We start from the raw sequence: 12,387 nt of genomic DNA, 5'->3' as shown, positions 1-12,387 counted from the left end.
TTATACAGCACCTGCAGCCAATGTCAGGAGCCCCCCATGCATCTCGCCCGATTCCCCCGCCGTTTCATCGCCCATCTGCCCACGCCGCTCGAGCGGTTGGACCGTCTGACCGCCGAACTGGGCGGCCCGGAAATCTGGATCAAGCGCGACGATTGCACCGGCCTGTCGACCGGCGGCAACAAGACGCGCAAGCTGGAATTCCTGATGGCCGAAGCCGAATTGCAGGGCGCCGAGATCGTGATGACCCAGGGGGCGACCCAATCCAACCACGCCCGCCAGACCGCGGCTTTTGCTGCCAAGCTGGGCATGAAATGCCACATCCTGCTGGAGGACCGGACGGGATCGGACAACGCCAACTACAACAACAACGGTAATGTGCTGCTGGACCATCTGCACGGCGCCACGACCGAAAAACGCCCGGGCGGCGGCGACATGAACGCCGAGATGGAAAAGGTCGCACAGCAGATGCGCGCCGACGGCAAAAAGGTCTATACCATCCCCGGCGGCGGCTCGAACCCGACCGGCGCCTTGGGTTATGTCAACTGTGCCTTTGAAATGCTGTCGCAGTTCAACGACCGTGGCCTCAAGATCGATCACATCGTTCACGCCACCGGCAGCGCCGGCACCCAGGCCGGCCTGATCACCGGTCTCAAGGCGATGAACGCGCAGATCCCGCTGTTGGGTATCGGCGTGCGCGCGCCCAAGCCCAAGCAGGAAGAGAACGTCTATAATCTGGCCTGCGCCACAGCGGAAAAGCTGGGCTGCCCGGGCGTGGTGGCGCGCGAGGACGTGGTCGCTAATACCGACTATGTGGGCCAGGGCTATGGCATCCCCACCGAAAGCGGGCTGGAAGCCATCCGCATGTTCGCCGAACTGGAATCGATCCTGCTGGATCCGGTCTATTCCGCCAAGGGGGCTGCCGGCTTTATCGACCTGATCCGCAAGGGCCACTTTAAAAAGGGCGAACGCGTGGTCTTTCTGCATACCGGCGGCTCGGTCGCCCTGTTCGGCTATGATGCCGCGTTCGACTTTTCGAACCGCTGGCAGCCGGCCATCGCCGCAGAGTAAGCGCCATGCAGCAACTGGTCTTTGGCGGCACGTTCACGCAACAAACCCCAATTCCCCAAGAGGGAATTGCGGCGGCCGTACGGATGTTGGAAACCGGTCGGCTGCATCGCTATAACACGCTGGCCGACGCGCCCAGCGAAACCGCGCTGCTGGAACGCGAATACGCCGACTGGCAGGGGGCGGCCTATTGCCTGGCTTGTGCCTCGGGCGGGCAGGCCCTGCAGATCGCCATGCGCGCGGCCGGTGTCGCACCGGGCGATGCGGTCCTGACCAACGCCTTTACCCTGGCGCCGGTTCCCGGCGCCATCGCGGCGGTTGGCGCCCGCCCGGTTCTGGTCGAGATCACCCCCGATCTGGTGCTGGATCTCGAGGACCTGGCGGTCCAGGCCCGGGCCAGCGGCGCGCGTTTTCTGCTGCTGTCGCATATGCGCGGCCATCTGGTGGACATGCAGCGCCTGATGCAACTGGCCCGAGACCTGGGCCTGGTTGTAATCGAGGATTGCGCCCACACGATGGGCGCCCGCTGGAACGGCACAAAAAGCGGCAATTTCGGGCTCGCGGGGTGTTTCTCGACCCAGACCTACAAGCACATGAATGCCGGCGAAGGCGGCTTGCTGACTTCGGACGATCCCGCCTTTATGGCACGGGCCATCATCCTGTCGGGGTCTTACATGCTGTATGAACGGCACGGCGCCGCCCCGCCGGCAGCCTATTTCGATGCCGCCCGGCTGGACATGCCCAACATGTCGGCACGCATGGACAACCTGCGCGCGGCCATTCTGCGGCCGCAATTGCGGGCACTGGATGGCGCGATCGCGGACTGGAATATGCGTCATGACATCGTGGCGCGGCATCTGGCCAAGGTGACCACGGCAGTCCTGCCCCGACGTCCCGAGGCCGAAGACTATGTCGGCAGTTCGATCCAGTTCCGCGTTCCCGGTCTCGCGCCAGAGGCTGCGCTTGGCCTGATCGACCGGTTGGCGGCGCGCGGCATCGAGGTGAAATGGTTCGGCCGGGACGTGCCCCAGGGCTTTACCTCGTCGCATCGCAACTGGCGCTATGTCGCCGCCAGCGATCTGCCGCAAACCGATGACATCCTGTCGACATTGTTCGACATGCGCCTGCCGCTCAGCTTTTCTTGCGCAGATTGCGAAGTGATCGGCACCATTCTGGCCGAAGAAATCGACACCTGCCGGGAAGTCGCGGCATGACCGCCCCCCGCAAGATCGGCGTGATCGGCGGTATGGGGCCCGAGGCAACGGTACTGTTGATGCAGCGCATCATTCAGGCGGTTCCGGCCACCGATGATAGCGACCACATCCCGATGATCGTGGACAACAACCCGCAGGTTCCGTCGCGCATCGACGCGCTGATCCATGGCACCGGCGCCGACCCCGGCCCGGTGATCGCGGACATGGCGCGGCGGCTGCAGGATTGCGGTGCGCAGGCGCTGGCAATGCCCTGCAACACCGCGCATCACTATGCCCCGGCCATCCGGGCGGCGGTGACGGTGCCGTTTCTGGACATGGTCGGCCTCAGCGCCAGCCGGGCCGCCGAACTGTCCCCGCCGGGCGGCAAGATCGGGATATTGGCCTCGCCCGCTGTCCGCAGCGTCGGGTTGTTCGATCCGGCGCTGGCCGCGGTCGGCCGCCGGGCCTGCTATCCTGAGAACGCCGCCGACATGCTGGCCGCCATTCAGGACATCAAGCGAAACGGCGCATCGGACGCCGCACGCGGGGTGCTGGCCCAGGCGGCCCGCGACCTGCACCGCCAGGGTGCGGCCTGCAATCTGGTCGCCTGTTCCGAATTCTCCCTCATCGCCGGGGCGGCAGCCGATCAGGCACCGGCATTGGACACGCTGGACGTTCTGGTCGCCGAAATCGTCCGCTTTGCAATGCCCGACCCCGTGGACCGAACATAAACGCAGTAGGAATGGACCCTCAGACATGACAATCCAATACCTCAAGTCCTCCCGGCAGCACGCCGAAACCGCGCAATCGGATGTGCGCGAAACAGTCGAGACCCTGCTGGCCGAAATCCAGTCCGGCGGCGAGGCCAAGATCCGCGAACTGGCCAGCCGCTTTGACAAATGGGACGGCGACATTGTCGTTTCCAAAGAGAGAATCGAGGCAGCAAAGTCGCAGATCCCCGATCAGGTCAGGAAAGACATCATCTTTGCCCATGACAACATCCGCCGCTTTGCCGAGGCGCAAAAAGCGACGATCTCCGGGTGTTCGCTGGAAATCGTGCCCGGTTTCTGGGCCGGTCAGCGGCATATTCCGATCGATTCCGCCGGCTGCTATGTGCCGGGCGGGCGGTTTTCCCATGTTGCCTCGGCGATCATGACGGTGACCACCGCAAAGGTCGCCGGCGTGAAACACGTGACGGCGGTTTCGCCGCCCCGACCGGGTGTCGGCATCCCGCCGGCGATCCTATTCACGCTCGATCTGTGCGGTGCGGACACGGTTTTGAACCTGGGCGGCGTACAGGGGGTGGCGGCCATGGCGCATGGATTGTTCGGGGCCGAAAAGGCCGACATCCTGGTCGGGCCGGGCAACCAGTTCGTGGCCGAGGCAAAGCGCATCCTCTTTGGCGAAATCGGTATCGACATGTTTGCCGGCCCCACCGACAGCATGGTGATCGCCGATGCCGCCGCCGATCCGTTCCTGGTGGCCTGGGACCTCGTGGGCCAAGCCGAGCATGGCTATAACTCGCCGGTCTGGCTGGTCACCGACAGCCGCGAACTGGCCGAAAGCGTGATGGCCAGCGTGCCCGGAATGATCGCCTCGCTGCCCGAGTTGAACCGTCAGAGCGCCGAAGCCGCCTGGCGCGACTACGCCGAGGTGATCCTGTGCGACACACGGGAAGAGATGGTGCAGGTGGCCAACCGCTATGCACCCGAACACCTGCAGGTTCAGGCCGCGAACGAGGATTGGTGGCTGGAAAACCTGACCTCCTTTGGCTCGTTGTTTCTGGGCGAAGAGACCACGGTGGCCTTTGGCGACAAGTCCGCGGGCACCAATCACGTGCTGCCGACTTCGGGCGCGGCGCGCTATACCGGCGGCCTGTCCGTTCACAAGTTCATGAAGACCGTGACCTGGCAGCGCAGCACCCGCGAGGGCGCTCGCCCGATCGCCGAGGCCACGGCCCGCATTTCGCGGCTGGAGGGCATGGAAGGCCATGCTCTGACCGCTGAACACCGGCTGAAGAAATTCTTTCCTGAAACAGAATTCGATCTGACCGTTCCGGGCGCTTAGGGCCGGGTCTGCGCCGCGACCGGCGGGTCGGGGAAGAGAAGTCGGGAAGAGAAGTCGGGGAGAGAGGGCGTGCCGTCGGATTTCCGCGGTATGCCCTTTTTTGTCAGCGGCCATCGTCTTGCGGCAGGTCCGGTGCCGGCGGAATCACATCGGCGGCCCGGCGTTTCACCGCCGCCCAGATCGCGTCGGTGTCTGCGGTCTGTGCCTGGGCCAGCCGCAGCATGCGGATTTCCAGCGCCTGGGTCGGTAGCTGCCGGTCCAGCGCGATCAACCTGCGATGGGTTCGATATTGTGCCAACAGGGATAGCGGCAGCCAGGCAATGCCGATGCCATCCAGCGCAAACTGGCAGGCTGCCAGGGTCAGCGCGGTTTCGACTTTTGTCTCGAGGGTCAGGTCCGGTGGCAGACGTGGTACCACATGCCGTTCGTAAACCTGTCCCAGGAACACATCCGCAGGATAGCCGATGATCGGCAGCCGTCCCGACAAGGGGATATCTTGCAGCGCCGGCGCGCAGGCCGGTACCAGCAAATCCTGACCGATCAGGGCAACCTCGATGGCCTGAGGCGGCACCGGCGTGTCCTCTCCCGGCAGGCTGTAGACAAAGGCAATATCCACCGTTCCGGTCAACAATTGCATCAGGCAGGCATCCTGGTTTGCCGATTTGACCCGGACGGGCACGCCGATCTCTTCGGTCAGGGTCTGCACGATCGAGGGCGACACGGTTGCGGTGATCGCGTGCTGACAGGCTATACCGAACCGGCCCTGGGCATGCAGCGACGCGCTCTGCAACTCGTTGCGCAGTTTCAGCAACTGGGTCCGCAGCTGCCGCAACTCGGGTTCCAGCCGCGCGACATTGGGCAGCAGGACCACCGGCTTGCGGGCGCGGTCAAACAGCGTCGCCCCGATGGCGTCCTCGATATGCCGCACCCTGCGGGTAAACGCGGATTGCGTCAGAAACCGCTGTTCGGCGGCGCGCGCCAGCGATCCGGTGTCCAGCACTGCCAAGATGTCTTCGATCCATTCCAACCGCATCCAGAAAAGCTAATCCGGATCGCATCGTCATGCAATTCTTGCATGTTCCAGTTGGAATTCTTGCCGATCCGGCCCCGAATTTCGCCTGCACGCTCCGAAATTCACATATTTCGAATATCGCGCGTCTGCTCTTGCACCACGGGTCCCCCATCCGGCTCCGCCGGGAACCGGCCGGCGCACAGGCAGCCTTGAGGGGCAGAATGCCGGCGCCGCCTGCATTGACGGGGACACCGGAGATCACCGGCGAAATGCGGCAGTGCCGTTTCTTTTCAGCGGCCTGATTGCAGCCACCCTCCTGGGATATGCACGGCACTCTCTGGACGACCGTGGCCCGGGTCGGCCAAGCAACCAGAGGTCATGCAACAAGGGGCGCCAGATCCTTCTATGCGTCCAACGTCCCGAGCCAGTTCGGATTTTTTTCATCTTGTTTGGACAGCCCGACCTCTCGGACAAGCGTGCTGATGTCCTGCAGGCGGTCAGCCAGCGGGTTGGTCTTTCGCCAGACCATGCCAACGGTCCGGCTGGGACGTGGCGGCGAAAACCGGGCGACCGACACGGGGGCCGAACGGGTTTCCAGTTGCAATGCCATTTGCGGCACCAGCGTTACCCCCATTCCCGCACCGACCATCTGCACGAGGGTCGACAGCGAACTGCCTTCCATCACTTGGCGCGGTTCGGACTTGGTCATCTGGCAATAGCTCAGGGCCTGATCGCGAAAACAATGTCCTTCGGCCAGCAGCAACAGCCGCATTTTCCGAAGACCACTGGGGCTGGGCACCGGCTTGTCGGCTTCTGACAGCGGTCGCAGCAGAAAGAAATTCTCATCGAAAAGCGCGCATTCCTGCAGGGCTGTTTCCGATATCGGCAGCGCAACGATCGCGGCATCCAGGCGCGAGTCCAGAAGATCGGAGATCAGGCTGGGCGTGATCGCTTCTCTTGGCTGCAGATCCAGGGCCGGCATCCGCCCTGACAATGCCCGGATGACATCGGGCAGCAGGTAGGGCGCGATCGTCGGAATGACGCCAAGGCGCAACCGCCCCGCCAGCGGACCCTCGGCCGACCGGACCAGCTCATCCAGTTCCGAGACCTCGACCAGTATCCTGCGGGCACGGACCAGAAAGTCCTGGCCCAGCGGTGTCAGCCTGATCCGCCGCGACAGACGTTCGACCAGTGGCGCGCCCAGCATCGCCTCGAGTTCCCTGATCTGAACGGACAGGACGGGCTGGGAAATTCCGCAAGCCTGGGCCGCGCGGCCAAAATGCCCGTTTCGCGCCAGTGCATCGAAATAACGCACGTGTTTTAGGGTTAATCCGATCATAGTCCAAGCCTATCGGTGCAGTAAGATAAATCAATTGGTCTTTATGGCTGACGTCACTAAAGTCACGCAGGCAACGCAGAATGTTTCATAGCCACGGGAAACAGCCGTGGCCCTTTCGATCAGGGAGAATGCAATGGACGGAAATGACGGTATGAACAGGGGCGCCTGCCCGGTCATGCATGGCGGCAGCACCGGCATGAATACCCACCCCACCAAATGGTGGCCCAATGTGCTGAATCTCGACATCCTGCATCAGCATGATGCCCGCTCGAACCCGATGGACCCCGACTATGACCACCGCGCGGCCGTGAAATCACTGGATTTTCAGGGCGTTTGGGACGATGTCGACAAGCTGCTGACCGACAGCCAGGACTGGTGGCCGGCGGATTGGGGGCATTATGGCGGGCTGTTTATCCGCCTGTCCTGGCACACGGCGGGGTCCTATCGCCTTGGCGACGGTCGCGGTGGTGCGGGCACCGGCAACATCCGCTTTGAACCGCTGAACTCGTGGCCTGACAACGCCAGTCTCGATAAGGCGCGGCGTCTTTTGTGGCCCGTGAAAAAGAAATACGGCAACGCGCTGTCCTGGGCCGATCTGCTGGTTCTGGCCGGCACCGTGGCCTATGCCAATATGGGCCTCAAGGTCTTTGGCTTTGGGTTTGGGCGCGAGGACATCTGGGGTCCCGAGATTGACATCAACTGGGGCAGTGACAGCGAAATTCTGGCGCCGACCGAAGAGCGCGTGACCGACATCGCGGATGCCAATTCGATGTACAACCCGCTCGCGGCGTCCCACATGGGTCTGATCTATGTGAACCCCGAGGGGGTGGACGGAAACCCGGACCCTGCCGAAACGGCAAAATTTGTCCGCATGACCTTTGCGCGCATGGCGATGGATGACGAGGAAACCGCGGCACTGACCGTTGGCGGACACACGGTCGGAAAGGCGCATGGCGGCCTGGCCGCCGATCAGGTGGGCCGGGAACCTGCTGCTGCAGGGGTCGAGATGGCGGGGTTCGGATGGGACAACCCGGCGTTTGATGGCAACGCGAATACCGCGCATACCTCGGGCCTGGAAGGGGCCTGGACAAGCAACCCGACCCAGTGGGACAACGGCTATCTCGACCTGCTGTTCAAATATGACTGGGAGGTCACGAAATCTCGCGCCGGCGCCTGGCAATGGGAGCCGGTGAACATCGCCGCGGAAGACATGGTGCCCGACGCGACCGACCCGTCGATCAAGCACAACCCGATCATGACCGACGCCGACATGGCGATGAAGGTCGATCCGATCTATCGCGAGATCTGCGAGCGGTTCCACAAGGACCCGGACTATTTTGCCGATACCTTTGCCCGCGCCTGGTTCAAGCTGACCCACCGCGACATGGGACCAAAGGCCAACCTTCATGGCCCGTTCGTGCCTGCCGAAGACCTGATCTGGCAGGATCCGGTCCCCGCCGGCAACACGGACTACGATATTGATGCCGTAAAAACGAAAATCACCGAAAGCGGTTTGACCACCGCCGAGATGATCGCCACGGCCTGGGACAGCGCCCGGACCTATCGTGGTTCGGACAAGCGCGGCGGTGCCAACGGCGCGCGCATTCGGCTGGCCCCGCAAAAGGACTGGGTCGGCAACGAGCCGGAACGGCTTGCCAGGGTGCTCGGGGTCCTTGAACCGATTGCCGCCGAAACCGGGGCATCGGTGGCCGATGTGATCGTTCTGGCGGGCAATGTCGCTTTGGAACAGGCGATCCGGGCGGCCGGCCATGATATTGCCGTACCGTTCGCCCCCGGACGCGGCGACGCGACCGATGCGCAGACCGACGCGGACTCCTTTTCGGTTCTCGAACCCGTCGCGGACGGGTTTCGCAATTGGCAAAAGCAGGAATTCTCGGTCAGCCCTGAGGAACTGATGCTGGACCGGGCACAACTGCTGGGCCTGACCGGGGCCGAAATGACGGTGCTGGTGGGCGGTCTGCGGGTGCTTGGTGCCAACTTTGGCGGCGCTAAGCATGGCGTCTTTACCGACCGCGAAGGTCAGTTGACCACCGACTTTTTCCAGACCATCACCGATATGGCCTACAAATGGGTTCCGGTTGCCGAGGGCAGCACATACGAACTGCGGGACCGTAAGACCGGCAAAGTAAGGTACACGGCCACCAGTGCGGACCTTGTGTTCGGATCGAACTCGATCCTGCGCGCGCTTTCCGAAGTCTACGCCCAGGATGACAATGAGGCAAAGTTCGTGCGTGACTTTGTGGCGGCCTGGACGAAGGTCATGAACGCCGACCGGTTCGATCTGGCTGCGTCGTAACGACCACCTTCCGGGCAGGCCAGGACCTGCCCGGACCTGCCGTCCTTGCAACCCGAATCCGCTGACAGGTCGCCCTGTTGGCCGTGCTTGGCGCGGATAAATTCCTTCGCACAGGCCATTTTTCCAACCAGCTGCGGTGACGTCCCGAGAAAAACTCTGCTACAGAATCTTGGGAACCCAAAAATGACCGACAACGCCTCAAACCGCGCCAATCACCGCCCCCGGTCGCAGTGGCCGCAGATCAGAACCGTCGGTATCGACGGGCTGCTGGTCACCTTTGGAGACCGCCTGAGCGAACCGGCAAACCGGGCCGCACTGGCCTTGCGCGATGTGATCGAGCGGGCCGACTGGCCCGGGCTACAAGAGACCTCGACCTCGATGGTCTCGACCTATCTGCGTTTTGACCCGCTGTGGCAGGACCATGCCGCGATGCGCGCCTCGCTCGCAGAGTTGCTCGGGCAACAGGACTGGTTCGCCGCCGACTTGCCGACCGGCCGCAGGTCTTGGCGGATTCCGACGGTCTATGGAACCGACATGGCGCCGCAGCTTGCAGAGGCCGCGGCCGTCGCCGGGCTGTCGCCCGAAGAGGCCATCGCCTCGATATCGCAAAGCCGGCTGCGGGTTCAGACCATCGGTTTTGCGCCGGGCCAGCCCTATCTGGGCGAGTTGCCGCCCGAATGGGACATCCCGCGCCAGACCTCGCTGACCGAACAGGTGCCGACCGGCGCGCTGACCGTTGCAATTCGGCAGATCGTGTTGTTTTCGGTGTCCGCCCCGACCGGGTGGCGACATGTCGGGCAGACGGCTTTCAGTCTGTTTCGGCCGGAGGATGCAACACCCTTTGTCCTGCGTCCGGGCGACGAGGTGCTGTTCCAGCCGACAAGCGTCGAGAAACTGATGGCGATGCGTGCCAGCGGTCCTGACGGCGGCGCAACATCCGAGGTGTTGCCATGACGCGCGCGTTGATCGTCCATCGCACCGGACCCGGGTTGACCGTGCAGGATCAGGGCCGGCCCGGCTATCTCGCGTTCGGGCTGTCGCGTGGCGGCGCTGCGGACCGGCTGGCCCTGGCGGAAGGGGCTGCACTGCTGGCACAGGACCCAGGTCTGGCAGCCCTCGAAATGGCCGGTACGGGCGGAGAATTCGAGGCGACACAGGCGATGCGAATCGCGCTGACCGGTGCGCCGATGCAGGCCAGCGTGGACGGCCATCGCATTGCCTGGAATGCCAGCCACCTGCTGCCAACCGGCAGCCGGCTGACCATAGGTGGCGCAGAGAGCGGAACCTATGGCTATCTGCATCTGGGCGGGGGCTTGGCGACTCCCCTTCGGCTTGGAGCCCGCGGGGCACATCTGACCGCAGGCCTCGGCGCTGCGGTGCAACCGGGAACACAGCTGCCGGTTGGTCCGGACGGAGGTTCCGCCGCCACGGGCCTGGCGATCCAGGCCGACCCGCGCTTTGTCGGCGGCGAAGTCCGGATCGTTCCAAGTCTGCAGACCGAGTTCTTTGACCCGGCCGAGGTCGCGCGCTTTGCGGCGACCAGGTTCCGCCGGGATACGCGCGGCAACCGCATGGGCGCGCGTTTCCTGCCGCAGGGACCGGGGTTTCACAACAAATCCGGCCTGCACATTCTGTCGGAAGTCATCATTCCCGGCGATATCCAGATTACCGGCGATGGCACGCCATTCGTCCTGCTCTGCGAGTGCCAGACCACCGGGGGGTATCCGCGTATCGGGTCGGTCCTGCCCGCCGACCTGCCACGTGTGGCCCAGGCGCGGCCAGGAACCGAATTGCGCTTTCGCATGCTGAGTCTGGATCAGGCGATCGAGACCGAAAGGCGGGAACGGGCCCGGCACAAGGGGCTGCTGGGGCGACTGCGCCCGTTGATCCGGGATCCGGCAAACTGCCCTGACCTGTTATCCCAGCAATTTATTAGCGGTGTCACCAACGGGGACGATCTGGAAAGGGACAATCAATGACCGAAACCGTCGATTTGAATGCCGATATGGGCGAAAGCTATGGCCCTTGGGTCATGGGGGATGATGCCGGCTTGCTGCAGACCGTGACCTCGGCCAACATTGCCTGCGGCTTTCATGCCGGTGACTGGGACGTTATGGCCGACACCATGCGCGCGGCGGTCCGGCACGGTGTCGGTATCGGCGCCCATCCCGGCTTTGCCGATCTGCAGGGATTTGGCCGGCGGCGCATGACGGTTTCCCCCGAAAGCCTCGGGAACATGATCCGCTACCAGTTGGGCGCGGCCCAGGCGATGGCACGGGCCACCGGCGGCGCGGTCCGGCACTTAAAGCTGCATGGCGCATTGGCCAACATGGCCGCCGAAGACCGGGGATTGGCGCGCGACTGTTACAGTGCCGCGCTGTCGGTTGCACCCGACATCATCATCATGGTGCTGGCCGGTACCGCCCAGCAGGCGGCGGTGACCGAACTGGGCTGCAAAGCGGCCTGCGAGATCTTTGCCGACCGGGCCTATAATGACGATGCGACGCTGGTCGATCGCGGTCTGCCGGGCGCCGTCATCCACGATCCGGAGATTGCCAGCCGCCGGGTGGTGGCAATGGTCCGGGCCGGCGCGATCATCGCTGAAAGCGGCAAGCACATCCCGACCCGGATCGATACCATCTGCCTGCATGGCGACACGCCCAAAGCGCTGTCCATAGCTCAACAATCCCGCGCTGCATTGCAATCCGCCGGCATCTCGCTCGCTCAATTCACGGGCGCCGTTGTTCAGCAACAATCGTGAAATCCGCGGGACGGTTTGCGGGCGAGCTACTCAATGGTCATCAGAGTTGGTTGACCAATTGATTGAGGATTACACGGAACCATGGCAATGGTTTTCGGCCCATTTATGAGGAGTGCAACCACTGACGTAGCTTGCCCGCGTACAGGCCGCCCGTTCATCGGCATCGAACTCGACAAGACCTGCCACGACATCGCTGTCGAACGAATTGCTATTTTATGATAGCAGGTGGGGCGGCAGGACACCCCTGGTGGTACGTCGAGTGTCGAAGGTTGCCCTGGCTTTGCCCAGATCTGCCTGGCCGCCAAACGCCTCCTCTCGCCCAACGCAAGGCTCTCTGCGCCCTGCCTTTGCTCCTATCCGTCAGCGCCCCTGCGGGGGCATCCAGACCACAACCCGTGACTGCGGGTGTAAAGCGACTCCGGCCGTAGCGGGGTGGTCGCTTAAGGCCACATCCCAAATCGTCCCCGACACGAGAGCCTCCATGAGTCAGTCACCTCACGGCCGCAAGTTTGGGGAGTTCAAAAAAGCTTCCAAGAGAAGCCATCCTAACTCCCGACGCGATTGCGGGTGCAACGAATTGGGTGCGACTTGTGCCTAAAGCAAGAGGTGCCTAGGGTCAGGCCCCATTGATTT

The 12,387-nt window shown here is 63.4% G+C and carries 10 protein-coding genes; 8 read left to right on the top strand and 2 right to left on the bottom strand.

Going from position 1 to position 12,387, the window contains the following annotated elements; translation table 11 throughout:
* The first annotated feature begins 36 nt into the window (after window positions 1–36).
* From cuyA to hisD, 4 genes are all read left to right on the top strand, one after another.
* The gene (cuyA, locus tag ACFMPD_RS15985) at window positions 37–1,068 is read left to right on the top strand and encodes a D-cysteate sulfo-lyase (protein ID WP_380996569.1); all 1,032 of its coding nucleotides are present in this window, start codon (window positions 37–39) and stop codon (window positions 1,066–1,068) included.
* Window positions 1,069–1,151: 83 nt separating this feature from the next.
* A complete protein-coding gene (locus ACFMPD_RS15980; RefSeq protein WP_380996567.1) occupies window positions 1,152–2,279 on the top strand; it encodes a DegT/DnrJ/EryC1/StrS family aminotransferase in 1,128 nt (375 codons plus the stop codon).
* Complete coding sequence (gene cuyB / locus ACFMPD_RS15975) at window positions 2,276–2,989, top strand: cysteate racemase (protein ID WP_380996564.1); 714 nt, start codon at window positions 2,276–2,278, stop codon at window positions 2,987–2,989. The genes ACFMPD_RS15980 and cuyB overlap by 4 nt, the downstream gene beginning before the upstream one ends.
* Before the next feature lie 25 nt (window positions 2,990–3,014).
* The gene (gene hisD, locus ACFMPD_RS15970; protein ID WP_380996561.1) at window positions 3,015–4,325 is read left to right on the top strand and encodes a histidinol dehydrogenase; all 1,311 of its coding nucleotides are present in this window, start codon (window positions 3,015–3,017) and stop codon (window positions 4,323–4,325) included.
* 103 nt (window positions 4,326–4,428) lie between these two features.
* Here the strand turns inward: hisD and ACFMPD_RS15965 are convergent, their stop codons facing one another.
* Both ACFMPD_RS15965 and ACFMPD_RS15960 read right to left on the bottom strand, forming a co-directional pair.
* A complete protein-coding gene (locus ACFMPD_RS15965; protein WP_380996558.1) occupies window positions 4,429–5,358 on the bottom strand; it encodes a LysR family transcriptional regulator in 930 nt (309 codons plus the stop codon).
* Between the two features lie 382 nt (window positions 5,359–5,740).
* Window positions 5,741–6,676, bottom strand: a complete 936-nt coding sequence (locus ACFMPD_RS15960; protein WP_380996555.1) for a hydrogen peroxide-inducible genes activator — start codon at window positions 6,674–6,676, stop codon at window positions 5,741–5,743.
* Window positions 6,677–6,809: 133 nt separating this feature from the next.
* Here ACFMPD_RS15960 and katG point away from each other — a divergent pair, with 133 nt between their 5' ends.
* The 4 genes from katG to ACFMPD_RS15940 all read left to right on the top strand — a co-directional run bounded on the left by katG (window position 6,810) and on the right by ACFMPD_RS15940 (window position 11,754).
* Window positions 6,810–8,993 (top strand): catalase/peroxidase HPI, encoded by a 2,184-nt coding sequence (katG, locus tag ACFMPD_RS15955; RefSeq protein ID WP_380996552.1) that lies wholly within the window; start codon window positions 6,810–6,812, stop codon window positions 8,991–8,993.
* Window positions 8,994–9,176: 183 nt separating this feature from the next.
* Complete coding sequence (locus ACFMPD_RS15950; RefSeq protein ID WP_380996550.1) at window positions 9,177–9,947, top strand: 5-oxoprolinase subunit B family protein; 771 nt, start codon at window positions 9,177–9,179, stop codon at window positions 9,945–9,947.
* On the top strand, window positions 9,944–10,972 hold the full coding sequence (locus ACFMPD_RS15945) for a 5-oxoprolinase subunit C family protein (protein ID WP_380996547.1): 1,029 nt from the start codon (window positions 9,944–9,946) through the stop codon (window positions 10,970–10,972). Before ACFMPD_RS15950 ends, ACFMPD_RS15945 begins: the two co-directional genes overlap by 4 nt.
* On the top strand, window positions 10,969–11,754 hold the full coding sequence (locus tag ACFMPD_RS15940; RefSeq protein ID WP_380996545.1) for a LamB/YcsF family protein: 786 nt from the start codon (window positions 10,969–10,971) through the stop codon (window positions 11,752–11,754). Before ACFMPD_RS15945 ends, ACFMPD_RS15940 begins: the two co-directional genes overlap by 4 nt.
* The last annotated feature ends 633 nt before the right edge of the window (window positions 11,755–12,387 follow it).

Source organism: Sedimentitalea sediminis, from assembly GCF_042687825.1.
GTDB lineage: Bacteria > Pseudomonadota > Alphaproteobacteria > Rhodobacterales > Rhodobacteraceae > Sedimentitalea.
Note: the sequence above shows the minus strand (reverse complement) of the source record. Positions and strands in the feature narration are given on the sequence as shown.

Bases quoted from the DNA above. Each gene is read 5' to 3' on its own strand.
- ACFMPD_RS15980 (WP_380996567.1), top strand. From the start codon at position 1,152: ATGTTGGAAACCGGTCGGCTGCATCGCTATAACACGCTGGCCGACGCG.
- ACFMPD_RS15950 (WP_380996550.1), top strand. From the start codon at position 9,177: ATGACCGACAACGCCTCAAACCGCGCCAATCACCGCCCCCGGTCGCAG.
- katG (WP_380996552.1), top strand. From the start codon at position 6,810: ATGGACGGAAATGACGGTATGAACAGGGGCGCCTGCCCGGTCATGCAT.
- ACFMPD_RS15965 (WP_380996558.1), bottom strand. From the start codon at position 5,358: ATGCGGTTGGAATGGATCGAAGACATCTTGGCAGTGCTGGACACCGGA.
- ACFMPD_RS15940 (WP_380996545.1), top strand. From the start codon at position 10,969: ATGACCGAAACCGTCGATTTGAATGCCGATATGGGCGAAAGCTATGGC.
- ACFMPD_RS15960 (WP_380996555.1), bottom strand. From the start codon at position 6,676: ATGATCGGATTAACCCTAAAACACGTGCGTTATTTCGATGCACTGGCG.
- hisD (WP_380996561.1), top strand. From the start codon at position 3,015: ATGACAATCCAATACCTCAAGTCCTCCCGGCAGCACGCCGAAACCGCG.
- cuyA (WP_380996569.1), top strand. From the start codon at position 37: ATGCATCTCGCCCGATTCCCCCGCCGTTTCATCGCCCATCTGCCCACG.
- ACFMPD_RS15945 (WP_380996547.1), top strand. From the start codon at position 9,944: ATGACGCGCGCGTTGATCGTCCATCGCACCGGACCCGGGTTGACCGTG.
- cuyB (WP_380996564.1), top strand. From the start codon at position 2,276: ATGACCGCCCCCCGCAAGATCGGCGTGATCGGCGGTATGGGGCCCGAG.